General features: G+C 56.7%; 26 protein-coding genes and 1 pseudogene. 11 read left to right on the forward strand and 16 right to left on the reverse strand.

From position 1 onward, the window contains the following. Positions 1-4: 4 nt before the first annotated feature. The 4 genes from ACR0JB_RS11995 to ACR0JB_RS12010 all read right to left on the reverse strand — a co-directional run bounded on the left by ACR0JB_RS11995 (position 5) and on the right by ACR0JB_RS12010 (position 3,873). Complete coding sequence (locus ACR0JB_RS11995; protein ID WP_170361413.1) at positions 5-724, reverse strand: helix-turn-helix transcriptional regulator; 720 nt, start codon at positions 722-724, stop codon at positions 5-7. Further along, complete coding sequence (locus tag ACR0JB_RS12000; protein ID WP_170350439.1) at positions 663-881, reverse strand: hypothetical protein; 219 nt, start codon at positions 879-881, stop codon at positions 663-665. Before ACR0JB_RS12000 ends, ACR0JB_RS11995 begins: the two co-directional genes overlap by 62 nt. A gap of 206 nt (positions 882-1,087) precedes the next feature. Continuing rightward, entirely contained in the window at positions 1,088-2,374 is a 1,287-nt protein-coding gene (gene ccrA, locus ACR0JB_RS12005; protein WP_170377733.1) for a crotonyl-CoA carboxylase/reductase, read from the reverse strand. A gap of 110 nt (positions 2,375-2,484) precedes the next feature. Beyond that, positions 2,485-3,873: a 1-acyl-sn-glycerol-3-phosphate acyltransferase gene (locus ACR0JB_RS12010; protein ID WP_170397187.1), complete on the reverse strand. Its 1,389-nt coding sequence runs from the start codon at positions 3,871-3,873 to the stop codon at positions 2,485-2,487. A gap of 135 nt (positions 3,874-4,008) precedes the next feature. Here ACR0JB_RS12010 and ACR0JB_RS12015 point away from each other — a divergent pair. The 3 genes and pseudogenes from ACR0JB_RS12015 to deoD form a co-directional block, all read left to right on the forward strand. After that, positions 4,009-5,985: pseudogene (locus ACR0JB_RS12015) on the forward strand (methylmalonyl-CoA mutase family protein); the annotation flags it as partial. 123 nt (positions 5,986-6,108) lie between these two features. Beyond that, positions 6,109-6,426, forward strand: coding sequence for an H-NS histone family protein (locus ACR0JB_RS12020; protein WP_170350763.1), 318 nt, complete (start codon positions 6,109-6,111; stop codon positions 6,424-6,426). A gap of 17 nt (positions 6,427-6,443) precedes the next feature. Continuing rightward, positions 6,444-7,157: a purine-nucleoside phosphorylase gene (gene deoD / locus ACR0JB_RS12025; protein ID WP_170397183.1), complete on the forward strand. Its 714-nt coding sequence runs from the start codon at positions 6,444-6,446 to the stop codon at positions 7,155-7,157. A 258-nt stretch (positions 7,158-7,415) separates the two neighbouring features. On the opposite strand, the gene ACR0JB_RS12030 is transcribed toward deoD, so the two are convergent. The 11 genes from ACR0JB_RS12030 to ACR0JB_RS12080 all read right to left on the reverse strand — a co-directional run bounded on the left by ACR0JB_RS12030 (position 7,416) and on the right by ACR0JB_RS12080 (position 15,035). Beyond that, on the reverse strand, positions 7,416-7,556 hold the full coding sequence (locus ACR0JB_RS12030; RefSeq protein WP_170397181.1) for a hypothetical protein: 141 nt from the start codon (positions 7,554-7,556) through the stop codon (positions 7,416-7,418). Positions 7,557-7,711: 155 nt separating this feature from the next. Further along, the gene (locus ACR0JB_RS12035; RefSeq protein WP_480789950.1) at positions 7,712-7,960 is read right to left on the reverse strand and encodes a hypothetical protein; all 249 of its coding nucleotides are present in this window, start codon (positions 7,958-7,960) and stop codon (positions 7,712-7,714) included. 87 nt (positions 7,961-8,047) lie between these two features. Then, a complete protein-coding gene (locus ACR0JB_RS12040) occupies positions 8,048-8,827 on the reverse strand; it encodes a succinate dehydrogenase iron-sulfur subunit (RefSeq protein ID WP_170361401.1) in 780 nt (259 codons plus the stop codon). 12 nt (positions 8,828-8,839) lie between these two features. After that, positions 8,840-10,648 (reverse strand): succinate dehydrogenase flavoprotein subunit, encoded by a 1,809-nt coding sequence (gene sdhA / locus ACR0JB_RS12045; protein WP_170377745.1) that lies wholly within the window; start codon positions 10,646-10,648, stop codon positions 8,840-8,842. Positions 10,649-10,670: 22 nt separating this feature from the next. Further along, entirely contained in the window at positions 10,671-11,042 is a 372-nt protein-coding gene (locus tag ACR0JB_RS12050) for a succinate dehydrogenase, hydrophobic membrane anchor protein (protein ID WP_170350608.1), read from the reverse strand. An 11-nt stretch (positions 11,043-11,053) separates the two neighbouring features. Next, positions 11,054-11,437, reverse strand: coding sequence for a succinate dehydrogenase, cytochrome b556 subunit (gene sdhC / locus ACR0JB_RS12055; RefSeq protein WP_170350610.1), 384 nt, complete (start codon positions 11,435-11,437; stop codon positions 11,054-11,056). 207 nt (positions 11,438-11,644) lie between these two features. After that, positions 11,645-12,313 carry a DUF1194 domain-containing protein gene (locus tag ACR0JB_RS12060; protein ID WP_425081675.1) on the reverse strand — a complete coding sequence of 223 codons (669 nt, stop codon included), beginning with the start codon at positions 12,311-12,313 and terminating at the stop codon, positions 11,645-11,647. Positions 12,314-12,368: 55 nt separating this feature from the next. Beyond that, entirely contained in the window at positions 12,369-13,397 is a 1,029-nt protein-coding gene (locus ACR0JB_RS12065) for a MaoC family dehydratase (protein ID WP_480789951.1), read from the reverse strand. Continuing rightward, entirely contained in the window at positions 13,397-13,603 is a 207-nt protein-coding gene (locus ACR0JB_RS12070) for a DUF1737 domain-containing protein (protein ID WP_170350615.1), read from the reverse strand. Before ACR0JB_RS12070 ends, ACR0JB_RS12065 begins: the two co-directional genes overlap by 1 nt. Positions 13,604-13,615: 12 nt before the next feature. After that, on the reverse strand, positions 13,616-14,170 hold the full coding sequence (locus ACR0JB_RS12075; protein ID WP_480789952.1) for an NnrU family protein: 555 nt from the start codon (positions 14,168-14,170) through the stop codon (positions 13,616-13,618). Positions 14,171-14,177: 7 nt separating this feature from the next. Then, a complete protein-coding gene (locus tag ACR0JB_RS12080; RefSeq protein ID WP_170506898.1) occupies positions 14,178-15,035 on the reverse strand; it encodes an HpcH/HpaI aldolase/citrate lyase family protein in 858 nt (285 codons plus the stop codon). Positions 15,036-15,203: 168 nt separating this feature from the next. Between ACR0JB_RS12080 and ACR0JB_RS12085 the strand changes: the two genes are divergently transcribed. Continuing rightward, positions 15,204-15,503, forward strand: a complete 300-nt coding sequence (locus ACR0JB_RS12085; RefSeq protein WP_170397167.1) for a hypothetical protein — start codon at positions 15,204-15,206, stop codon at positions 15,501-15,503. Here ACR0JB_RS12085 and ACR0JB_RS12090 read toward each other — a convergent pair. Then, on the reverse strand, positions 15,500-16,255 hold the full coding sequence (locus ACR0JB_RS12090; RefSeq protein WP_170377757.1) for a sulfite exporter TauE/SafE family protein: 756 nt from the start codon (positions 16,253-16,255) through the stop codon (positions 15,500-15,502). The genes ACR0JB_RS12085 and ACR0JB_RS12090 overlap by 4 nt on opposite strands. A gap of 161 nt (positions 16,256-16,416) precedes the next feature. On the opposite strand from ACR0JB_RS12090, the gene mdh reads away from it, so the two are divergent. The 7 genes from mdh (at position 16,417) to ACR0JB_RS12125 (ending at position 22,683) form a co-directional block, all read left to right on the forward strand. Continuing rightward, on the forward strand, positions 16,417-17,379 hold the full coding sequence (gene mdh / locus ACR0JB_RS12095) for a malate dehydrogenase (protein ID WP_170377759.1): 963 nt from the start codon (positions 16,417-16,419) through the stop codon (positions 17,377-17,379). A gap of 320 nt (positions 17,380-17,699) precedes the next feature. Then, complete coding sequence (sucC, locus tag ACR0JB_RS12100; RefSeq protein ID WP_170350625.1) at positions 17,700-18,893, forward strand: ADP-forming succinate--CoA ligase subunit beta; 1,194 nt, start codon at positions 17,700-17,702, stop codon at positions 18,891-18,893. A 42-nt stretch (positions 18,894-18,935) separates the two neighbouring features. Next, positions 18,936-19,643 carry a class I SAM-dependent methyltransferase gene (locus tag ACR0JB_RS12105; RefSeq protein WP_170412706.1) on the forward strand — a complete coding sequence of 236 codons (708 nt, stop codon included), beginning with the start codon at positions 18,936-18,938 and terminating at the stop codon, positions 19,641-19,643. 33 nt (positions 19,644-19,676) lie between these two features. Continuing rightward, positions 19,677-20,558 carry a succinate--CoA ligase subunit alpha gene (sucD, locus tag ACR0JB_RS12110; RefSeq protein ID WP_170350627.1) on the forward strand — a complete coding sequence of 294 codons (882 nt, stop codon included), beginning with the start codon at positions 19,677-19,679 and terminating at the stop codon, positions 20,556-20,558. A gap of 187 nt (positions 20,559-20,745) precedes the next feature. Continuing rightward, on the forward strand, positions 20,746-21,369 hold the full coding sequence (locus tag ACR0JB_RS12115) for a hypothetical protein (RefSeq protein WP_170424866.1): 624 nt from the start codon (positions 20,746-20,748) through the stop codon (positions 21,367-21,369). A 9-nt stretch (positions 21,370-21,378) separates the two neighbouring features. Continuing rightward, the gene (locus ACR0JB_RS12120; protein WP_170424863.1) at positions 21,379-21,921 is read left to right on the forward strand and encodes a DUF805 domain-containing protein; all 543 of its coding nucleotides are present in this window, start codon (positions 21,379-21,381) and stop codon (positions 21,919-21,921) included. A 57-nt stretch (positions 21,922-21,978) separates the two neighbouring features. Continuing rightward, positions 21,979-22,683 carry a sulfotransferase family 2 domain-containing protein gene (locus ACR0JB_RS12125; RefSeq protein ID WP_170397162.1) on the forward strand — a complete coding sequence of 235 codons (705 nt, stop codon included), beginning with the start codon at positions 21,979-21,981 and terminating at the stop codon, positions 22,681-22,683. Positions 22,684-22,689: the final 6 nt, after the last annotated feature.

Genomic DNA, 22,689 nt, shown 5'->3' on the forward strand with positions numbered 1-22,689 from the left:
CCTCTTAAACCACTATTAATCCTCGGCTGAGCGCTGTGGCGATGGCGTGAGTGGTGTTCTGCGCCCCAAGCTTCGCCCGGGCGCCTTCGATATAGACCCGTAGTGTATGTTCAGAGATAGACAGCGAATGGGCCACCTGGGCCCGGCTGTACCCCAGCGCCAGCAAGGTCATCGCGTCGACTTCGCGTGGCGACAGACTGCGGGCAGAGTCGGGCTGTCGATCAACTTCGAATTCCAGCGCTTTGCGGTTGAAATAATGCGCGATCAGGATCAGCTCACGACCATGACGCTCGATGAAACGCTGCCAGGTTTCATCATCACAGGTATGGTTGACCGTAAACAAGGCGAATTGCCCGTTCGGCCCCCGGATCGGGATGGAATAGCCTTGATTGCCGACACCGTGGCTTTGTGCGTCTTGCAGAAATGCCTTGGCCACTTTGCTGGACCAATCCAGCGTTTTCCAATCGACCGGGTGGAACCGCTGAAAGCACCCCAGGATGACCGGATCAATGCGGTGATAACTCTTTTCCAGATATCGCTCTGCCCAAGCATCGGGATAGGTCGTATAGCCGTACTGATCCCCGGCACCATCGACCCAGTGGTATATAAGGTGCTCGACTTTCAGCCGGTCACGCAACCGGATTGCGACGCCACTTAATTCATCAAGCGTGCTGGTGTTTTCCAAGTCCTCCAGGACTTGGCTCATATCGAGTATTTTTCCCATCCGCCGGCGTCCGTACCTCAGCCTTCATGGACGCGATCTCGGCTGCGGCGATCAGCTTGGTGTCGTCCAGCTGTTCGGCCAGCGCGATCATACCATTCTCAACAGCGAAGGCGTTGAGGTCCGACAACACGTCCAGTATCCACTCATTCTGCGCCATCAGGGTCTCTCCGAAACGGTTAACGAAGGGTTAACACAACCATAACATGTGCAGTATTTTTTTGCCTATTCGCTGCTTTCTACTCCCCCAAAACAGTGGGGTTAATATCTATAACCCCTTAAAATGAATAGACTTACCCTTGAAAAAGTGACGCCCGCGAACCGTTAACACGATTCGCGGGCACCATTAACTGATTTTGGTGCGGTTCAACCGCGGGCGTCCAAAACCTCTTCCAGAGTGCGCATTCCGGTTTGCGGAGCTTGAACCAAGACCGACATGTTGCCCGGCTTATGCTCGTTACGCATCATCTTCATGTGCGCATCGGGTAGCTCATTCCACGAGAACACCTCGGACATGCATGGGTCCAGGCGACGCTCGACCATCAGCTGGTTCGCAGCAGCCGCTTGTTTCAGATGCGCAAAGTGCGAACCCTGCAGACGCTTCTGGTGCATCCACATGTAGCGCACGTCGAAGGTCAGGTTATAGCCGGTGGTACCGGCGCAGATCACAACCATGCCGCCCTTTTTCACCACGAAGGTCGACACCGGGAAGGTGCTTTCGCCGGGGTGTTCAAACACCATGTCGACATTGTTGCCCTTGCCGGTAATGTCCCAGATGGCCTTGCCGAACTTGCGTGCTTCTTTGAACCAATCGGCATATTCCGGTGTGTTCACTGTGGGCAATTGGCCCCAGCAGTTAAAGTCTTTGCGGTTCAGAACACCCTTAGCACCCAGACCCATTACAAAGTCACGTTTACTTTCGTCCGAGATCACACCGATCGCGTTTGCACCCGCAGTGTTGATCAACTGGATTGCATATGAGCCCAGACCACCCGACGCACCCCAAACCAGAACGTTCTGGCCCGGCTTCAGATCGTGTGGCTCGTGACCGAACAGCATCCGGTATGCGGTGGCCAGTGTCAGCGTGTAGCAGGCGCTTTCTTCCCAGGTCAGGTGCTTGGGGCGCGGCATCAGCTGCTGTGCCTGAACATTAGTGAACTGAGCGAACGACCCATCCGGCGTCTCATAGCCCCAGATCCGCTGGCTGTCCGAATACATCGGATCGCCGCCGTTACAGGCTTCGTCGTCACCGTCATCCTGGTTGCAGTGGATTACGACTTCATCGCCCACTTTCCAGCGCTTGACCTTGTCGCCTACGGCCCAAACGATGCCCGATGCATCCGAACCGGCGATGTGGAACGGCTGTCCGTGACCATCAAACGGGCTGATCGGTTTACCCAACGACGCCCAGACGCCGTTGTAGTTGACGCCAGCGGCCATCACCAGAACCAGCACCTCGTGGCTGTCCAGCTTGGGGACATCTACCACTTCCAGCTGCATGGCCGTGTCCGGCTCGCCATGGCGTTCCTTGCGGATCGCCCATGCATACATTTGTTTCGGGACAAACCCCATCGGAGGGATTTCACCCATCTCATAGAGGTCTTTTTCCGGTGCCTCGTACGACGCGATGCCGCTATCGGTGTCCAGAGCCATGTTGGCCTCCTTTTCTAAAATCCTTGCCGCAACGCAGAATCGGCGGCTTTACCCGATGAGTATTTTCCATCAAGCAATATTGCAACCCATTTTGAGTTCATTTTGTAACTTTATGACCCAGCGGGTGCAGAAATTTCTTTTGCAGTCGCAGAAATCACTTGCCCTGCATCCAGTGGCGCCGAGGCTGCATAATAGTTCAACAGGTCAACTCTTTGACCTGAAGACGATAATATCCCGCCCTCGCGTTTCAGAATGCGGCGATCCACCAATTGCTGAATACTAGCCTCGATTGCACTGTGCTCCAATGGTGTAGAACTTCCGTTGCGTCGCAGCAGTTGGTCTATCAGCGCCACCGCGTCTGTTTCGGCAATTTCGCCCTTTTCACGCACCAACCAACACGCAGCAGGCCCCGGAACCAGCGGGATCGCTTTACCAATGCCCACCATCAAGTCCCGCGCCAGATCGGTCATCAGGTTGGTTTTGTGGTCCGCCCGGAACGCCCGCAGCGAAACAGGCTGGCCGTACCGCACCGAAGCCACCCCGAACCGCTGATAGCGACCTACCAACCGTCGGCCGACCTGTTTGATAATCCACCAGGCGATGACCCCGATCCTGGCCCGAAACCTGCGTTCATTTCCCAGCGCCGCTTTGGTCAGGATTGTATCCTCTAGCACGCGGTCATAATTCAGCGCGACGGGTACAAAAACAACGTCCCTACCGTCGGGGGTGGTGGCATCAATGATGTATTTGAGCAGCCCCAGCTTTGGCCGACCCAGTGCGCCGGTCAAGCTAAGACCGCCCTCGGGGAACATGGCTTGCGTCACGCCTGCTTCGGTCGCGTGCCGCACATAGCAAGCCAGCACCTGCCGATAAAGCTCACTGCCCGATTTTCGGCGGATAAAGTAGGCACCCATTGCCCGGATCAAACGGCTAAGCGGCCAGACGCGCGCCCATTCCCCAACCGCATAAGACAGCGCAGACTGTTGCGCCGCCAGATAGGTCACCAACACATAGTCCATATTGCTGCGATGGTTCATGACGAAAACAACCGTCGCCTCTGGGTCAATGTTGCGCAGGGCTTTTTCGTCCATATAGCTAAGACGCACGTTATAAAACGCGTTGCTCAGCATACGAGTCAGGCGGATGGCAATGCTGAAATAGGCTACCGCTGAAAAGGACGGAACGATTTCGCGCGCATAACGACGGGCTGTTTCAAAGGCCACGGCCTCGGGAACACGTTCCTCGCGTGCAAAGTTCTGAACCGCCTGCCCGACCTGCGGGTCATAAATCAGCCGCTGAATCATGTCATGACGATGCGCCAGCTTGAACGGCTGGATGGGTCGCTGCAGGCGTTTGTTCAGGCGTTTGACTGCCCGCTCAAGCCGGCGGCGAAAAAACCAGCGCACCGAAGGAAACAGAAAATGCGAGGCCAGAGTGACCGCGGCAAACACCACGATCAGCAAAAACAGCCAAAGCGGAAGTTCCACGGTCTGAGTCATGCACGCACCCTGCCACCAAACCGGGCCGCCTACAATCTGAAGAACCTGAAATGCCGCGACGCAGCGAATTGACATATCCCGAAAATTGCGCTTTAGAGGCCAGTGACGTAATTTTCTTGCCCACCCGCAACACGAGGCCCAGCTATGACGCAGACGCAGAAAGATCGCCCTTGGCTCATCCGAACCTATGCCGGTCATTCCACCGCCAAGGCCTCAAACGCGCTGTATCGCGGGAATTTGGCGAAGGGACAGACCGGTCTTTCCGTGGCATTCGACCTGCCGACGCAGACCGGTTACGACAGCGATCACACATTGGCGCGCGGCGAGGTCGGCAAGGTTGGCGTTCCGATCAGCCATCTGGGCGACATGCGGGTATTGTTCGATCAGATTCCGTTGGAACAGATGAACACCTCGATGACGATCAACGCCACCGCCCCTTGGTTGCTGGCGCTTTATATCGCTGTGGCCGAGGAACAGGGCGCGGACGTGTCCAAGTTGCAAGGCACCGTGCAGAACGACCTGATCAAGGAATACCTGAGCCGCGGCACCTATGTCTGCCCGCCAAAACCGTCGCTGAAGATGATCGCGGACGTGGCCGAGTATTGCTATACCAACGTGCCGAAATGGAACCCGATGAATGTGTGTTCCTATCACTTGCAAGAAGCCGGCGCGACACCCGAACAAGAGCTGGCCTATGCACTTGCCACGGCCATCGCCGTATTGGATGAGCTGCGCCCCCGCGTCCCAGCCGAGGATTTCCCGGCGCTTTGCGGTCGTATTTCGTTCTTTGTGAACGCGGGCATCCGCTTTGTTACCGAAATGTGCAAGATGCGGGCTTTCGTGGATCTTTGGGACGAGATTCTGCAACAACGCTATGGCGTCGAGGATTCAAAATACCGTCGGTTCCGCTATGGTGTTCAGGTCAACTCGCTGGGCCTGACCGAGCAGCAGCCCGAAAACAACGTCTATCGCATCCTGATTGAAATGCTTGCGGTGACCTTGTCGAAAAAGGCCCGGGCCCGTGCTGTGCAATTGCCCGCATGGAATGAAGCTTTGGGTTTGCCACGCCCGTGGGATCAGCAATGGTCGATGCGGATGCAGCAAATCTTGGCCTATGAAACCGACTTGCTGGAATATGGTGACCTGTTTGACGGCAACCCCGCCGTGGACGCTAAGGTTGAAGAGCTGAAAGCAGGCGCGCGGGCTGAATTGGGCAACCTCGAATCGATGGGCGGCGCGGTGGCGTCGATCGAATACATGAAATCCCGTCTGGTCGATTCCAACGCCGAACGCCTGAACCGGATCGAACGCAATGAAACCGTCGTGGTCGGGGTGAACAAATGGACACAGGGCGAACCCTCACCGCTGGAGACCGAAGATGGCGGTATCATGGTTGTCGACCCTGCCGTTGAGCAAGAGCAGATCAACCGCCTGAATGAATGGCGCGCAGATCGTGACGACGCAGCCGTCAAGGCGGCTTTGGCCGCACTACGTGAGGCGGCGCGATCCGGCACCAACGTGATGGAACCGTCAATCGCCGCCGCCAAGGCAGGTGTCACCACCGGAGAGTGGGCTGAAGAAATGCGCAAGGTCTACGGCACCTACCGCGGCCCAACCGGCGTCTCAGGTTCGGTATCGAACAAGACCGAAGGGCTGGAGGGTCTGCGCGCTGCTGTTGATGCGGTCAGTGACAAACTGGGGCGCCGCCTGAAATTCCTGGTGGGTAAGCCGGGATTGGACGGCCATTCAAACGGAGCCGAGCAAATCGCCTTCCGCGCCCGCGATTGCGGCATCGACATCAGCTATGAAGGCATTCGCCTGACACCCGAGGAAATCGTCACTGCTGCCATTGAAGACAAGGCCCATGTCATCGGTCTGTCGATTCTGTCCGGCAGCCACATCCCATTGGTGCAAGACGTCATGACCCGCCTGCGCGAAGCCGGGCTGAACGATGTCCCTGTCGTGGTTGGAGGGATCATTCCCGATGATGATGCAGCGAAGCTCAAGGCAATGGGCGTTGCCAAAATCTATACGCCCAAGAACTTTGAGTTGAATGTGATCATGGGCGATATCGTAACTCTGGTCGACCCGCAAAATATCGCGGCTGAATAGTTCAACCCTTTTTGGGAAATCTCTGTTTCTATTCCCCTTCACGAGGGGATAGATAAATTTCGGATTTGGAATTACGGTGGGCTATTGCGTCCACGTATGACGAAGTGCGGAATGGAGAAAAAAATGGCGATCAGCCTAGATAAAATGTCTCGAAAAGAACTGCTTGAATTGCGCGACAAGGTGGAAATCGCGCTTAAAAATGCGGAAAAGCGTGATCGCAAAGAGGCTTTGAAAGCGGCCGAAAAGGCCGCCGCTGAGTTCGGATTTTCACTTTCAGACCTGTCTGGCAATGGCTCAAAGCTACCTAAAAGCCCGAAAGCCAACGCAAAATACAAGAATCCGTCCAATCCTGAACAAACCTGGTCGGGCCGAGGACGCAAACCGCAATGGGTTCATGACGCGTTAAAAGCCGGGGCAGATATTTCGGATTTGGAAATCTGACAGGAATTGAGTGAAAAATGACAATTCATATTGGCGCAGAAAAAGGTGAAATTGCTGAAACCGTTTTAATGCCCGGAGATCCCTATCGAGCGAAATGGGCGGCAGAGACTTTTTTGCAGAATACCAGGCTGGTCAATAATGTGCGGGGCATGCTGGGTTTCACCGGAACCTGGAAAGGAAACCCGGTTTCAATTCAGGGCAGCGGCATGGGGATGCCGTCCTTGTCGATTTACGCCAATGAACTGATCCGCGATTTTGGTGCTAAAACCCTGATCCGCATCGGATCGTGCGGCGGGATGCAGGACAGTGTCAATATCCGCGATGTGATATTGGCGATGACCTCGACAACGCTCAGCACGCCATCACGCGGCATTCTGAAAGAACTGAACTTTGCCCCCTGCGCCGACTGGGGTTTGCTACAGGCGGCGGCTCAGGCGGCGGCGGCCAAAGGGACACCCACGCATATCGGCGGGATTTATTCGTCGGACGTGTTTTATGACGAACGACCTGATTTGAACGAACAGATGGTGCGACACGGCATTCTGGGGGTCGAGATGGAGGCCGCCGAATTGTATATCCTCGCCGCGCGTCACAATTGCCGCGCGCTGGCCGTTCTGACCGTGTCCGATCACCTGCTGACGGGTGAGGCACTGCCGTCGTCCGAACGCGAAAGCAGCTTTGGGGATATGGTGGAAATCGCGCTGCAAGCAGCATTTCCCGACGCGGCATAGCCACAGACAGGGCGAATGATCGCCCTGTTGTCCTATTTCCCTTTCAGGCAACTGGTCGGTGAATCCGCACCTTCGTGCTGTGCCCCGCAATAGGCACAAACCCAGACGCCTTCCTTGCGGTGCTGCCGCCATCGGCAATCGCGCGTCAACGACGACGTCCGTGATCGCCAGATAAAATAGGCGAACGCTCCGGCCGCCAGTACTAACAACAGAATGGGCATGCTTATGCATTGCCCAATCCAAGGATAAATTCAAGCGTTAGGCGGCGTTTGCGTATTCGAACAATTCAGGCTCGAGAACCTCAGCCACCGGCGCAGGTTCCGGCGTGTAATAAGCCCAAGCTTGTTCCAACAGTTCCAGAGCTTCAGCAGCGTTCGTTTTAGAGTTTTGGTCTTGCATCGGAGCGATCCCGTTTCGGTTCCATCACTCCTCCCATGTTGAAAGGTTAAGCAGTCCAACAACTGACTTCATCACATCTTTTTGCAATCTCGGTATGACAAAACTGCATAAAAAACTGGCACTTGCATCTGCCAGCCTTTCTCGTTTTTCGCCAATTACGCGGTTATACAAGCATTCGCTTTACCGGCTTGTTCTTCGCTGACGCCGTTGCCGGGCACGAACACTTCAGTCTGCTTACCATCCTGGAGGACATATTGAGTGGTAAATGAGCCGCCAATTCCCGCCTGCTTCGCGCAGTCTACCTGCTTAAAAACAAGTTCCGCTCGGTTGCCACCTGATCCGCCACACGCTGAAAGAACGGTGATCGCAGAAATAGACAGTGCTTTTAGTAGAGTTTGGGTCATTGATGTACTCCGATATTTCAATGCCCGCATAACACGAAAAACCCGGAATGATTCCATCCCGGGTTTAATTTTATTTTGTGACTGTGATCAAACGGACCGGTCGACCATCATCTTCTTGATCTCGGCAATTGCCTTGGCCGGGTTTAGACCCTTGGGACAGGTCTTGGCACAGTTCATGATCGTATGGCAGCGGTACAGCTTGAAGGGATCTTCCAGCTCGTCCAGACGCTCACCCGTAGCTTCATCGCGGCTGTCGATGATCCAACGATAGGCATGCAGCAAAGCGGCGGGCCCAAGGTAGCGATCGCCGTTCCACCAGTAACTCGGGCACGAGGTCGAGCAGCTGGCGCACATCACACATTCATACAAACCATCCAGCTTTTTGCGGTCTTCGATCGACTGCTTCCACTCTTTCGCGGGGCGGTTGGTCTTGGTTTCCAACCACGGCATGATCGAAGCGTGCTGGGCATAGAAATGCGTCAGATCGGGGATCAGGTCCTTAACCACCGGCATATGCGGCAGCGGATAGATTTTCACGTCGCCCTTGATCTCATCCATACCGTAGATACAGGCCAGCGTGTTGATCCCGTCGATATTCATTGCGCAGGAACCGCAGATGCCTTCGCGGCACGAGCGGCGGAAGGTCAGGGTCGGATCGATCTCGTTCTTGATCTTGATCAGCGCATCCAGAATCATCGGCCCACAGTTGTCCATATCGACGAAATAGGTGTCGAGCTGGGGGTTTTTGCCGTCATCCGGGTTCCAGCGATAAATCTGGAACTTACGCACATTGGTCGCGCCTTCCGGCTTCGGCCAGGTTTTGCCCGTCGTGATGCGCGAATTCTTGGGGAGGGTCAGTTGTACCATAAGTTCCTCTCCTTAGAACGTCCGCGCCTTCGGCGCGATTTTCTTGAGGCTGATGCCACCTTCTTCTTCGGTGGTCAGCGGATCGGCTATGACCGGGCGATAGCTGAGCTCAACCTTGTTGCCCTCAACCCGCGAAACGGTATGGACACGCCAGTTTTCGTCGTCACGCTCGGTGAAGTCTTCGTGCGCATGAGCACCGCGGGATTCCTTGCGTGCCTCGGCACCAACGATGGTAGCCAGCGCGCTTGGCATCAGGTTGGTCAGTTCCAGAGATTCCATCAGATCACTGTTCCACACCAGCGAACGGTCGGAGACCTTCAGGTCGTCCATCTTGGCCGCGATCACCGTCATCTTTTCGACGCCTTCGGCCATGGTTTTGGCGGTCCTGAATACGGCTGCGTCTTCCTGCATGGTCCGCTGCATTTCAAGCCGCAGATCAGCGGTAGGGATTGCGCCGCTGGCATTCCGCACAGCGTCAAACCGGTCAAACGCCTTGTCGACCGACGCTTGGTTCAGAACCGGGTTCGACGCTTTGGCATCGACAACCTCACCGGCCCGGATCGCTGCCGCACGGCCAAACACCACAAGGTCGATCAGCGAGTTCGAGCCCAAACGGTTCGCCCCGTGAACCGAAGCACAACCCGCTTCACCCACGGCCATCAGGCCCGGCACAACAGCCGTTGGGTTATCGGCTGTGGGGTTCAGAACCTCGCCCCAATAGTTAGTCGGAATGCCACCCATGTTATAGTGCACGGTCGGCAGAACCGGGATCGGTTCCTTGGTCACGTCCACACCTGCAAACACACGCGCCGATTCCGAGATGCCCGGCAGACGTTCCGCCAGCGCTTCGGCCGGTAGGTGGCTGAGATTCAGGTGGATGTGGTCGCCATTGTCACCATGGCCACGGCCTTCACGGATCTCCATGGTCATCGAGCGCGAGACGTAGTCACGTGGCGCGAGGTCCTTGTATTGGGGCGCGTAACGCTCCATGAACCGTTCACCTTCCGAATTGGTCAGGTAGCCACCCTCGCCCCGTGCGCCTTCGGTGATCAGGCAGCCCGAACCGTAGATGCCGGTCGGGTGGAACTGAACGAACTCCATATCCTGCAGCGCCAAACCCGCACGAGCCACCATGCCGCCACCGTCACCGGTGCAGGTATGGGCCGACGTGGCGCTGAAATAGGCACGGCCGTAGCCGCCGGTCGCCAGTACCACCATCTTGGCGTTGAAGACGTGCATCGTTCCGTCGTCAAGTTTCCAGCAGACGACACCCTGACACTGCCCGTCCTCGGACATGATCAGATCGATGGCGAAGTATTCGATGTAGAACTCGGCGTTGTTCTTCAGCGACTGACCATACAGCGTGTGCAGGATCGCGTGGCCTGTCCGGTCGGCTGCAGCACAGGTGCGCTGCACGGCAGGACCTTCGCCGAATTCGGTTGTGTGGCCTCCGAAGGGACGCTGATAAATCTTGCCTTCTTCGGTCCGGCTGAAGGGCACGCCGTAGTGCTCCAGCTCATACACCGCTTTGGGTGCTTCACGGGCCAGATATTCCATCGCGTCGGTGTCACCCAACCAGTCCGAGCCCTTGACGGTATCGTACATGTGCCACTGCCAGTGGTCCGGTCCCATGTTTGACAGAGATGCCGCGATGCCGCCCTGCGCCGCAACCGTGTGCGAGCGTGTCGGGAACACTTTGGTGACGCATGCAGTGCGTAGGCCCTGTTCGGCCATGCCCAGCGTCGCCCGCAGACCTGCACCACCTGCGCCTACGACAACGACGTCGTATTCGTGGGTTTCATATTCATATGCTGCTGTCATTGTTCTTGTTCCTTACCGCGCATCACAGGGCGAGCTTGACCAGAGCGAACAGCCCGGCCGCGATCAGCGTGTAGCCCAGGGCCCACATTGCAACGAGCGAGACTTTCTCGAGAACACCATGGACATAATCTTCGATGGTTTCCTGCGCCTCATACATCAGCTGTTGCATGCCCACGACCAAAGTCAGAGCGGTCACAATTGCCGGGAATGGGCGGCTGAAATAGGCGACGACTTCTTCGTATGTGCCGCCGATACCGGCCCCGAAGGTGAAGATGAAGATCGGAACAAGCACGGTCAGGATCATCGCCCGGACCATGGTGCGCCAATGTGTTTGTGTGCCGGATTTCCCTGCGCCCAGACCCTGCGCGCGTTTACGGTCAGTCAGATATCGCATGTGCCGTCCCCTTAAACCGCAATCACAGTGATAATGGTCAGGATGGTCGCACCGACGAACATGCCTAGACCCAGTTTCTCAGAGACCTCAACATCAAGGCAGTAGCCGAAATCCCAAAAGACGTGACGCAGACGACCCAGCGTGTGATACCAAAGCGCCCAGGTGGCCAAGGTCAGGAGGATGTCGCCGAACCAGCTGCGCAAAAATCCGTCGATGGCCAGAAACGCGCTTTCCGATGTCGAAGCGGCCAACAGCCACCAGACGATCAGGATTGCAACGGCAAAGGCGCCCAATCCCGAGAGGCGAACCATGATCGACGACAACGAAGTCATCTGGGGGCGATAGATCATAATGTGTGGCGAGAGCGGGCGGTTGCCCCGATTGACATCGGCCATGTCGGCTCCTCTTTCGTTGGCTACCGGTCGTTTTACTGTTTTTTGCCCTTCTGTCACGTGCTGCATGCGCAAAAATGGGTAAAAAGGGTTCAAAATAGCAGATTTCATCAGTTTGTGATCACGCAAAATAATACTGTGATCACGAAAACCCTTCCAAGCCTTGAATGTTAGCGTTTTCAGGGAACAAGCATTGTGATCACGAATCTGCTACTGCCGCTCCAAAGCCGCTGATTGCTGTGTAACTTCGCGCAACAGCTTCTTTCGAATCCGCTCAGGGTAATCGGCAAACCCCGCTGCCGACACCACAAATGCGCCCTCGCCGACAATGACATTTTCAAAGAAATAGGCGGTCAGATCCGGTTCGCTTTCCTCGATCGCAATTGCGTTTACCGTCACCCCGCGTGTGCGCAACGCCCTGTGCGTCTCGGTTGGTTCGACACCCTCGTTCGACACCCCATCGCCCGAAATGTCTATCAGATGCCGTTTGCAATCCGCCACCGCATCGAAGCTGGACATGGTCATCTCAAGCGCCTCACCGATTGCGGTTGAAAAGTTGCGCCAAACCCTGGGGTCGTCGGCAACTTGATCGGCAAACCGTTCAAGCGTGTCAAAGCTATCGATCCGGGTCCACGGGATCGTCACCTTTTGACGCGAGGACCCGGTCCACTGCACCAGCATCAACTGTGCCTGCCCCCGCACCAGCGCCTCGGAAACCAAGGGGTCGCGCAGCCCGGCGGCCAGCCCATCCATCTGTATCCGGTATTCCGTCGTATCGACCGAACCGGATACGTCCACTGCCAAAGCCAACGCCAGATCGCACGCGACGGCGGGCGGCGTCAGAAACAGGAAGGCAGCAAGTGATCGAAGTAAGACCATGATCGCAGCCTAGCATGATTGACACAGGCTGCGATCAAATGAATGTGGGGCGTGTTCAGATTGGCATCAGCGCCCAATAATCAAGGTCCAACAGGACGTTCGGCTGATACCGGCCAGCTTCGTTTTTCAGCGCAAACGGCTCTCCACCCTTTGTCGCGACCAGCCGCAGACGGATGGCACCCACGCCCGGCACACCAGTTTCGGCCTTGTCCAGAACCTCGGACCAGGCCTTGATTGTGTCGCCTGCGAAGCAGGGGTTGGCATGGGCGCCGCCGTTCAGGCCGACAATCATCTGCGCATTGGCCAGGCCGTTGAACGACAATGTCCGCGCCATCGAAATTACGTGGCCACCATAAATCAAACGACCATCGGGCCGGAAGGTCAGGTCGAAATGCACTTTGGCTGTGTTCTGCCACAGCCGGGTGGCAAGCATATGCTCGGCCTCCTCCACCGTCACGCCGTCGACATGATCAATGGTTTCGCCAATTTCGTAATCACCCCAACGATGCGCCTCGCCCGATTGGGCAAAATCGTAATTCGAGAAATCCAACCCCGCGGGCACCACCAGATCTTTTGGCCCAAGTACCTTTTTCAGGTCCGGTACAACCGCCTCGGGCGCGGGGGCGTCAAGGTTCGATTTGCGCACCATCACCCAGCGGACATATTCGATCACGACCTCATCGCGCTGATTCAGGCCACGCGTGCGTACCCAGACCACGCCGGTCTTGCCGTTCGAATTCTGCTTGACCCCGATTACCTCGGATTCAGAGCGCAGCGTATCGCCGGGATAGACCGGCAACAGCCACCGCCCCTCGGCATATCCCAGATTGGCAACCGCGTTCAGCGAGATATCCGGCACGGTCTTGCCAAACACCACGTGGAAAGCGGCCAGATCGTCAATTGGGCTTTGCTGCAACCCGCAATTCCGAGCAAATTCATCCGAGGAATAAAACGCGTGCCGCGCCGGGTAGAGCGCATGGTACAGCGCCCGCTCTCCGTCAGTTACAGTACGCGGCACGGCGTGATGCAGCACCTGACCAACAGAGTAGTCCTCGAAAAAGCGGCCCGGATTTGTCTTTGCCATTATTGCTGTCCCAGTTTCATATCGGAGGAATAGTCGGCCTCGACCTCTTTGGTCACAGCCTGCGCACACCGCATCATGCGGCTGTTTTCGTCATAGGCGTAAGACGGGTCGCCATACAGCTCCCACCCTTTTGCCAAGGCGTCTGACACTTTGTGGCAGAAGGCGGATGTGTCTTCCTCGGTCAGCAGGCGATAGAGTTTTGCCATGATGTCATTTCCTTAAGATGGGAAGGGAGACGGACCAAGCAGCCCGTGAATATAGCCGATCACACCCAACAACACGATCGAGGCGACAAAGAACATCGCGTCCTTGCCATAGGTACCGGGTTCACCGGGTGTCCAATCGGGCTCGGACTTGTTGATCACAATGACCTCGACAACAGCCCAGGCCAACAGCCCGCCGAACAGAATGATCGAGGCCAAATCGCCGTTAACCAGCAAATGCGCAAAAGCCCACAGCTTGAACCCGCCGAGCATTGGGTGGCGAAGCTTGTTCAACAGGCGACCCTTTGTGCCTGCGGGACTCATCATATAGATCGCGATCAACACCAACAGATTGTTTATGTGGATCATGAAGGATGGTGGTGCCCAGACGAAAACGGTATCGGTCATGCGATAGCCGAAGATCATCAGCAGTATTGCCACGACCAGCGCCAGCGCAACCGCGCCTTTGCCCGCGCTGCCCATCGCCGCGCGCTGCGCCGGCATGACACGTTGGAACAGATGAGCGGCCCACCACAGCGCCACCCCAAGGATCAGAAGAACAAAGCCCATTGCTGGCTTACCCCGCTTGCAAAGCTGAAATCGCCTCTGCTTTTGCCAGAATTTCGCGGGCTGTTACAACATGCAGGTTTTCAACGATCTTCCCATCCACGACGGCAACGCCCTGCCCTTGTGCCTCGGTCTCTTCAAACGCTGCAATCTGACGGCGGGCCAAGTCGATCTCGGCCTCTGACGGCGCATAGGCCGCGTTGGTGATGTTGACCTGCGCCGGGTGGATCAGCGTCTTGCCGTCAAAACCCATGTCACGGCCTTGTTCGCATTCTGCGGCCAGACCAGCCTCATCCTTGAATGCGTTGTAGACACCATCCACGATGATCAGCCCATGGGCCTTGGCGGCCAACACGCACAGGCCCAGCGATGTCATCAACGGCAGACGGTCCGGACGGAACCGGGTTTGCAGATCTTTGGCCAGATCGTTGGTGCCCATGACAAAGCCTGCCATCAACGGATGCGCTGCAATCTCGGCCGCGTTCAACATCCCTTGCGGAGTTTCCATCATCGCCCAGATCGGCATGTCGCCGGTGATCGCGGCCAGCGCGTCCACGTCAGCGGCCGAACCCACCTTGGGCAACAACACGGCATCCGCGTCCATCTCGCGTACGGCTTCGGCGTCGGCACGGCCCCATTCGGTATCCAGCCCGTTGATGCGCACGATCCTGACCCGTTCGCCATACCCGCCAGCAGCCAGCGCCGCCTTGAGAGTTTCGCGCGCATTGGCCTTTTCGTCGGAGGCAACGGCGTCTTCAAGATCAAAGATGATCGCATCCACCGGCAGGGTGCGGGCCTTGTCCAGCGCCCGATCGCGCGAGCCGGGGATATAGAGAACGGAACGATAGGGGCGCTGACGGGGGTCCATTTGCCTCTCCCTTTGAAAGAATGTTGCGCGGAATGGGGCATTTTTTGTCGGAAAGTTCAAGGGCAAAATCGCCGCGCTGCAGCATTTACGACGCAACGTCCGGAGCTTTAACCGGATTTCTGCCCGCCGGACGCACCCTGATTACGTTGGAATCGAAAGGGGTGACTGATGAAAACGACGTTGTTCAAGATGACGATGGGCCTTGGGATCATGGTTCTGGCCGCACAACAGGTGCAGGCCCGCACCTGTGCCCCGCGCGAGGACATAGTGAAGCGCCTGACCGAGACCTACGGCGAAACACGCCGCAGTATCGGCGTCGCGCGGCAAGGGACCGTGATGGAGGTTTACGCTTCGGATCAAAGCGGCAGCTGGACGATCACGGTGACATTGCCAGACGGGATAACTTGCCTGGTCGCCTCGGGCCAGGCCTATGATGATATGGCCGAGGCGCTGCCGCCCAACGTCTAGGTCAACGCGTCCCAGATCAGCTTGCTGCCGGTCAATGTCAGCAGCACATAAGCGATGCCAAAGAACAGGCGCTCGGACAGCATGAAATGCGCCCGGACGCCCAGCCAAGCACCCAGAATAGCAAAGGGCGTCAGCAGCAGGTCAACCCATGCGGTGTGCCAGGTGAACAGCCCCAGATATGCATAAGGCACAAACTTCGCGATATTGATGACCCAGAAAACCAGCACGGTTGAGGCTTGAAACTGAGTCTTCGTCAGACGCTGCGACAATAGGTAAACGGCGGCCGGAGGCCCTCCGGCGTGGCTTACGAAACTGGTAAACCCGGCAATCAACCCCGCAAACAAACCCGCAGGTGGCGGCAGGCGATTGGCAAAGCCGCGCACCCAGCCTTTGGTCTGCGAGAAATGCCAAATCACAAATCCGACAGAAATTCCGCCGATAAGCAATCGCAGCAGGTCATCATTTGTGGCGCGATACAACCACGCCCCCAGCGCAACCCCCGGCACAGCGCCCAGTATTAACAGGCGTGAATCCGGCCAGCTCCAGCGTTTCCAATAAGGGCCAAGGGTGGCTACATCGATCACCATCAAGATCGGCAACATCAGTGCAAGCGCCTGCCCCGGTTCCAAGATCAGGGCCAGAATCGACGAGGATGCAAAGGCCACACCTGACCCGAACCCGCCCTTCGAGATTCCGGCAAAGACCACCGCAGGGATCGCCACGGCAAAAAACATCAAGTTCAATTCGAACATGTGGCGTCCTGCAAATTGGCCTGTCTAAAAGGCCGTTTAGCGCAATCACACGGCCGGGTGCAAATGGTATGCGGTTGCATGCCGCGCCCAAGGGTACTTGCGCGAAACCCATTTAACGACTAGCAAAACCGCGATTTCAAAACCGACCGGAGATAATCCAAATGGCCAGACCCAAGATCGCGCTGATCGGCGCAGGTCAGATCGGCGGCACGCTCGCCCACCTCGCAGCAATGAAAGAACTGGGTGACGTCGTCCTGTTCGACATCGCCGAAGGCACCCCCGAAGGCAAGGCGCTGGACATCGCTGAATCCGGCCCGTCCGAAGGCTTTGACGCAAAGCTGAAAGGCACTCAGTCCTACGAAGATATCGCTGGCGCCGACGTCTGCATCGTGACCGCTGGCGTCCCTCGCAAGCCAGGCATGAGCCGCGACGACCTGTTGGGCATCAACCTGAAAGTCATGAAATCTGTCGGCGAAGGCATTGCGGCCAACGCACCCGACGCGTTCGTCATCTGCATCACCAACCCGCTGGACGCGATGGTCTGGGCGCTGCGTGAATTCTCGGGCCTGCCGCACAACAAGGTCTGCGGTATGGCAGGTGTTCTGGATTCGGGCCGCTTTGCTCATTTCCTGGCCGAAGAGTTCAACGTCTCGATGAAAGACGTCACCGCGTTTGTTCTGGGCGGCCATGGCGACACTATGGTGCCGTCGGTCCGTTACTCGACCGTCGCTGGTATCCCGCTGCCCGATCTGGTCGAAATGGGCTGGACCACGCAAGACAAGCTGGACGCTATCGTACAGCGCACCCGTGACGGCGGTGCCGAAATTGTTGGCCTGCTGAAAACCGGTTCGGCCTTCTACGCACCGGCCACGTCGGCAATCGAAATGGCCGAAGCCTATCTGAAAGACCAAAAGCGCGTCCTGCCCTGCGCAGCCTATTGCGAAGGTGAGCTGGGCGTCAGCGGCCTGTACGTGGGCGTACCCACCGTGATCGGCGCGGGCGGTATTGAAAGGATCGTCGACATCAACTTGAACGAAGAAGAGCAGGCTGGTTTCGACAATTCGGTCAACGCGGTGAAGGGCCTGATCGAGGCGTGCAAAGGCATCGACAGCTCGCTGGCCTGATCCCTTCTGTGAGAATTCTGAAAGCCGGTCCTTTTCAGGTCCGGCTTTTCTATTGCCCGTTTGCCCAAGTCCGAATGGAGCTACCGAAAATGTTGGCGCAAACGTTTTAAATTTTGTTTTTGAATGTGTTTTTGGCAGGTTTGGTTTCAGATTCGAATCAAGTAACTGCCCGAGAATGAATTGTGATCACACCCCAAAAAACTGTGATCACAAATAACAAAAATCTTCGCTAAAAAGCTCTTCGCCATCAAAAAAGCCTTTATATTTGCGCTCTACAGCCCTCTATAACGGGGTAATCGTAGTCAGACGGGACAGTGTTGATGAACATTCACGAATATCAGGCCAAAGCTCTTCTTCGCAGCTATGGCGCTCCGGTCTCCGAGGGACGCGCGGTTCTGCGCGCCGAGGAAGCCAAAACCGCAGCCGGTGAACTGGACGGCCCGCTTTGGGTTGTCAAAGCGCAAATCCACGCAGGTGGACGCGGCAAAGGTAGCTTCAAAGAGGCCGATGCCGGTGAAAAAGGCGGTGTGCGTCTGACCAAATCGGTGGAAGAAGCCGCCGAAGAAGCCAAGAAGATGCTAGGCCGCACGCTGGTTACGCATCAGACCGGCCCGGCGGGCAAACAGGTTAACCGCATTTATATCGAAGCCGGTTCCGGCATCGAGCGTGAACTGTACCTGGCCCTGCTGGTGGATCGCCAGACCAGCCGCATTTCCTTCGTCTGTTCGACCGAAGGCGGCATGGACATCGAAGAAGTGGCCGCAGCCACGCCCGAGAAAATCCTGTCCTTCTCGGTTGACCCTGCAACCGGCTATCAGCCCTATCACGGCCGTCGCATCGCCTTCTCGCTGGGTCTGGAAGGCGCTCAGGTCAAGCAATGCGTCAAGCTGATGGGTCAGCTCTATAACGCTTTCGTCGAGAAGGACATGGAGATGCTGGAGATCAACCCGCTGATCGTGTCCGACAGCGGCGACCTCAAGGTGCTGGACGCCAAGGTCGGATTTGACGGCAACGCGGTCTACCGCCACCCCGACATCGCCGAACTGCGCGACACGACCGAGGAAGACCCCAAGGAACTCGAAGCCTCGAAATACGACCTGAACTACATCGCGTTGGACGGTGAGATTGGCTGCATGGTCAACGGCGCCGGTTTGGCGATGGCGACGATGGACATCATCAAGCTGTACGGGGCTGAGCCTGCCAACTTCCTGGACGTTGGTGGTGGTGCCACCAAAGAGAAAGTGACCGAGGCGTTCAAGATCATCACCTCGGACCCGCAGGTCAAAGGCATTCTGGTCAACATCTTCGGCGGCATCATGCGCTGTGATGTGATTGCCGAGGGCGTTGTCGCCGCGGTGAAAGAGGTCGGCCTGCAGGTTCCGCTGGTCGTGCGTCTGGAAGGCACGAATGTCGAGAAAGGCAAAGAGATCATCAACACCTCAGGCCTGGACGTGATCGCGGCGGACAACCTGAAAGACGGTGCCGAGAAGATCGTGAAGGCGGTTAAGGGGTAATCGCCACAGCTCATCGAACCTTAAACCAAACGGAGAACCGCTATGCGCAGTGGTTTGAGAGACACTTTTGAAACGCTGAGCTGGTCCGGACGCCGCAACGGACCGCGCTCGGGGCATGGGTCGACCCTTGCGGCGACCCGACCGTTGCGTGATGCGCTTCCGCGTATTTTTGACGAGTACAATGTCAAAACGTTTCTTGACGCGCCATGTGGTGATTGGACCTGGATGCAACATGTGGACCTGACCGGCATTCAATATGTCGGCGGGGACATTTCGCTGGAGGTTCTGGAAGAGGTCAAACAGCAGCATGCTGCTCCGGGACGCGAGTTCATGCACCTCGACATCACATCAGACACTCTGCCAAAGGCGGACATGATGATGTGCCGCGACTGTCTTTTTCATCTAAAATGGTGGTTGCGGTGGGCCTTTTTTGAAAACTTCGTCGCAAGCGGAATCCCGTATTTGCTGACGACGCGGCATTACATCCCCCAAAACCCCAGACTGCCAAGAAACGGAGGTTTCAAACGGTTCAACCCGTGCGTTGCACCCTTCAACTTTTCAGAACCGATCGAGACCGTCAGTGAAACGGGCGAAATCAACCTGGACCCCGAGTTTATGCTGACGCGAGAAGGTCAGAAACAACGGTCTTTGGGGATTTGGTCCCGAGACCAGGTCATCGACGCCTTGGCACGACGCGGTTCTGATCCCGACCAAAACGAGACTCGCAGCGCTGGTGATCAAAACATCTAGCGCGCTAACATTAATCACTATGGAGGCCACGAAATGGCAGTCCTCATCGATGAAAATACCAAAGTGATCTGTCAGGGCTTTACCGGCTCGCAGGGCACATTTCACAGCGAACAGGCCATCGCCTATGGCACCAAGATGGTCGGCGGCGTGACCCCCGGTAAAGGCGGGATGACCCATCTTGACCTGCCCGTTTTCAACTCGGTCCACGAGGCCAAGCATGTGACCGAAGCCAATGCCAGCGTGATCTATGTACCGCCGCCCTTCGCGGCGGACTCGATCCTCGAAGCGATTGATGCCGAGATGGAAGTGATCGTCTGCATCACAGAAGGCATCCCGGTTCTGGACATGATGAAGGTGAAGCGCGCGCTGGAAGGCTCAAGCTCGCGCCTGATCGGCCCGAACTGCCCCGGTGTGATTACGCCGGATGCCTGCAAGATCGGCATCATGCCCGGTCACATCCACAAGCGCGGTTCGGTCGGCGTTGTGTCCCGTTCGGGCACCCTTACCTATGAGGCCGTCAAGCAGACCACCGATGTAGGTCTGGGCCAGTCCACCTGCGTGGGCATCGGCGGCGACCCGATCAAAGGCACCGAGCATATCGACGTGCTGGAATGGTTCCTGGCCGATGACGAAACCGAGTCGATCATTATGATCGGTGAGATCGGTGGCTCAGCCGAGGAAGAAGCCGCGCAGTTCCTGGCGGATGAGGCCAAGAAGGGCCGCAAAAAGCCAACCGCAGGTTTCATCGCAGGCCGTACGGCCCCTCCGGGCCGCCGCATGGGCCACGCGGGCGCAATCGTCGCCGGCGGCAAAGGTGGAGCTGAGGACAAGATCGAAGCCATGCGCTCGGCCGGTATCGTCGTGGCCGAAAGCCCGGCGCAACTGGGTGAGGCGGTGCTGGAAGCGATTGGGTAAGATGCTCAAGGACCGGGACATAGCTCTGAGGGCAGCGCCCGGCCGCGGGTGGGCGCAAAGCGCCCGCCCATGGGGGCGGTCGGGCGCTGCCCGGCAATGCCGCCGGGCGGGTGCAGTATTCGTCGCGCTAAGCACTCTGTGCAGCCCCGTATATGCATCCGGTGAACCGGAAACCGTCCGCGATGTATTGAGCCTGTGTTCTGACCTCGGAAACAACGTTGCGGCGGTTGATGACGAGTTGAAAAATCTCGGCTGGCAGGCTGCTGATACACCGCAAACGAGTTTGAACGTACTGTTCTGGTCGTTGTTTGCGCGGGACTTCACAGTCTTTGGCGATGAAGCCCTCGAGCTAATGGCAAATAGCGACAACCTTGGCACGCAGCTTGGTTATTTGATTGTAAATGCTGACTTCATGGCCGCCTCAATTCTGGGCAACTCTGCGCTGCCTCCGAACCAGCCCGCATATAGCAAAGGCGAGTACCAACTGGCAGTTCTCGGCGTAAGCCTCGGTAAGGGTTATTGCATCATGGCGGGAACCAGCACCATCCTTGACGCCGTAACACAGTTCGACAGTTTTGCAGAAAAATGGCCCGAGGACATGCCAAAGAGCAACCGGGACGGCGTGACAGCCTTGTTTGGAACGGTGGGAAACGCAAAGATCTTTGCCGCCAATCTGGACGAACCGACACTCAGAACGCTCTATTCGTCGACGACAATCGAGCTCCCCGAATCCAGAAGAACATTCGATCCGCAAATCTTCGATGCTCTGCCACCGGCAGTCATCAGTATCTCTCCCACTAAGCCTCAGTGAGGTAAACCCATGACCTTCTCTGACGCCATCCGCACCTGTTTCTCCAAGTTCTTCACCTTCTCGGGTCGTGCATCGCGGTCTGAATATTGGTTCTTTTTCCTGTTCATCGTGATCTGGAGTATCATCGCCGGGATCATTGATGCACAGTTCTTCACTCAGGTTGCTGTGACTGAAACTGAAACATCCAAATCTGTCACCGCCACGTCTTCGGCACCGGTGCAAAGCATCGTTAGCCTGATCGTTTTCTTCCCGCATCTGGCGGTCGCTTGGCGGCGGATGCATGATACAGGGCGCAGCGGGCTATACGCATTGCTGCCGATCCTGCTGATCCTCGGGGCCTTTGCGGTTCTGATCTTTGGTATCGGTCTTGCGTCGCATTTTCAGCACGGCGGCAACCTGGACATACTGTTTACCCGCGCCACGCTTCTGATTGTTGTTCCAACGTTGATCGTTCTGTTTGTGTCTCCTCTTCTGGTGTTGTGGTGGCTGACCCGCCCAAGCCAGCCAGGTGTCAATAAATACGGCCCCAATCCAATTGAGGTGCCCCAGTGAACGGGCTTGGTATTCATAAATGGTCGCGGCCATCGTCTTCCGGAAAGGACCGCTGAAATGGTTCTGGTGTGCCACAAGCATAAATTCATCTACCTCAAGACTACTAAGACGGCTGGCACGTCGACGGAAAAGGTCCTTCAGCCGCTTTGCGAAAAGCCGGGTCTGGGGGAACTGGAAAACGGCAAAGTCAGGATCTCAAAATACGGGATCGTCGGGGCACGGGGGCCTGGGCGGCGTGAACCGCATCCGGATTGGCAGTTCTGGCGCAAGCACAAATACCCATGGCGCAACCACATGCCGGCCTGGGAAGTCAAAGAGAACCTTGGGGCCGAAACATTCGACGAGTACACCAAAATCGCAAATGTCCGCGATCCCTTTGACCGGGCGGTGTCTCAGTTTCACTTCATGAAATACCTGCAGAACCTGCCCTCGGAAGATCCGAAAACGGAATTTGAGCAGTTCAAATCGTTCATCTTGTCGGGAACCTGGTCCATCGATTGGAAGATTGTCTCGATCGACAACATTTTGATCGTGGATCGCTTTATTCGAAAGGAGCATCTGGTTGCCGACCTGAACGGTGTTTTCGCTGATTTTGGCTTGCCGGAAAACAGTTTTAACCTGGGGCATGACAAATCGATGAAGGAACGACGAAAAGGAATACCTGTGCCAGAGTATTATGACACCGAAACGATCGATACTGTCCGACGAAACATGGCCTGGGTGTTTGACAAGCTGGGCTACCCCGACAGCCCGCAGCACTGAGACCAA

Source organism: Ruegeria sp. BI7 (assembly GCF_056537925.1).

Excerpts from the sequence above, each read along its gene's own strand:
- ACR0JB_RS12070 (WP_170350615.1), bottom strand. The coding sequence starts at position 13,603 with ATGGCAAAACTCTATCGCCTGCTGACCGAGGAAGACACATCCGCCTTC.
- ACR0JB_RS12065 (WP_480789951.1), bottom strand. The coding sequence starts at position 13,397 with ATGGCAAAGACAAATCCGGGCCGCTTTTTCGAGGACTACTCTGTTGGT.
- ccrA (WP_170377733.1), bottom strand. The coding sequence starts at position 2,374 with ATGGCTCTGGACACCGATAGCGGCATCGCGTCGTACGAGGCACCGGAA.
- ACR0JB_RS12105 (WP_170412706.1), top strand. The coding sequence starts at position 18,936 with ATGCGCAGTGGTTTGAGAGACACTTTTGAAACGCTGAGCTGGTCCGGA.
- ACR0JB_RS12040 (WP_170361401.1), bottom strand. The coding sequence starts at position 8,827 with ATGGTACAACTGACCCTCCCCAAGAATTCGCGCATCACGACGGGCAAA.
- ACR0JB_RS12050 (WP_170350608.1), bottom strand. The coding sequence starts at position 11,042 with ATGCGATATCTGACTGACCGTAAACGCGCGCAGGGTCTGGGCGCAGGG.
- ACR0JB_RS12035 (WP_480789950.1), bottom strand. The coding sequence starts at position 7,960 with ATGACCCAAACTCTACTAAAAGCACTGTCTATTTCTGCGATCACCGTT.
- ACR0JB_RS12080 (WP_170506898.1), bottom strand. The coding sequence starts at position 15,035 with ATGGACCCCCGTCAGCGCCCCTATCGTTCCGTTCTCTATATCCCCGGC.
- sucD (WP_170350627.1), top strand. The coding sequence starts at position 19,677 with ATGGCAGTCCTCATCGATGAAAATACCAAAGTGATCTGTCAGGGCTTT.
- ACR0JB_RS12000 (WP_170350439.1), bottom strand. The coding sequence starts at position 881 with ATGGCGCAGAATGAGTGGATACTGGACGTGTTGTCGGACCTCAACGCC.
- deoD (WP_170397183.1), top strand. The coding sequence starts at position 6,444 with ATGACAATTCATATTGGCGCAGAAAAAGGTGAAATTGCTGAAACCGTT.
- ACR0JB_RS12120 (WP_170424863.1), top strand. The coding sequence starts at position 21,379 with ATGACCTTCTCTGACGCCATCCGCACCTGTTTCTCCAAGTTCTTCACC.
- ACR0JB_RS12075 (WP_480789952.1), bottom strand. The coding sequence starts at position 14,170 with ATGGGCTTTGTTCTTCTGATCCTTGGGGTGGCGCTGTGGTGGGCCGCT.
- ACR0JB_RS12030 (WP_170397181.1), bottom strand. The coding sequence starts at position 7,556 with ATGCAAGACCAAAACTCTAAAACGAACGCTGCTGAAGCTCTGGAACTG.
- ACR0JB_RS12020 (WP_170350763.1), top strand. The coding sequence starts at position 6,109 with ATGGCGATCAGCCTAGATAAAATGTCTCGAAAAGAACTGCTTGAATTG.
- ACR0JB_RS11995 (WP_170361413.1), bottom strand. The coding sequence starts at position 724 with ATGGGAAAAATACTCGATATGAGCCAAGTCCTGGAGGACTTGGAAAAC.
- sdhC (WP_170350610.1), bottom strand. The coding sequence starts at position 11,437 with ATGGCCGATGTCAATCGGGGCAACCGCCCGCTCTCGCCACACATTATG.
- mdh (WP_170377759.1), top strand. The coding sequence starts at position 16,417 with ATGGCCAGACCCAAGATCGCGCTGATCGGCGCAGGTCAGATCGGCGGC.
- ACR0JB_RS12125 (WP_170397162.1), top strand. The coding sequence starts at position 21,979 with ATGGTTCTGGTGTGCCACAAGCATAAATTCATCTACCTCAAGACTACT.
- sdhA (WP_170377745.1), bottom strand. The coding sequence starts at position 10,648 with ATGACAGCAGCATATGAATATGAAACCCACGAATACGACGTCGTTGTC.
- ACR0JB_RS12010 (WP_170397187.1), bottom strand. The coding sequence starts at position 3,873 with ATGACTCAGACCGTGGAACTTCCGCTTTGGCTGTTTTTGCTGATCGTG.
- sucC (WP_170350625.1), top strand. The coding sequence starts at position 17,700 with ATGAACATTCACGAATATCAGGCCAAAGCTCTTCTTCGCAGCTATGGC.
- ACR0JB_RS12060 (WP_425081675.1), bottom strand. The coding sequence starts at position 12,313 with ATGGTCTTACTTCGATCACTTGCTGCCTTCCTGTTTCTGACGCCGCCC.
- ACR0JB_RS12090 (WP_170377757.1), bottom strand. The coding sequence starts at position 16,255 with ATGTTCGAATTGAACTTGATGTTTTTTGCCGTGGCGATCCCTGCGGTG.
- ACR0JB_RS12085 (WP_170397167.1), top strand. The coding sequence starts at position 15,204 with ATGAAAACGACGTTGTTCAAGATGACGATGGGCCTTGGGATCATGGTT.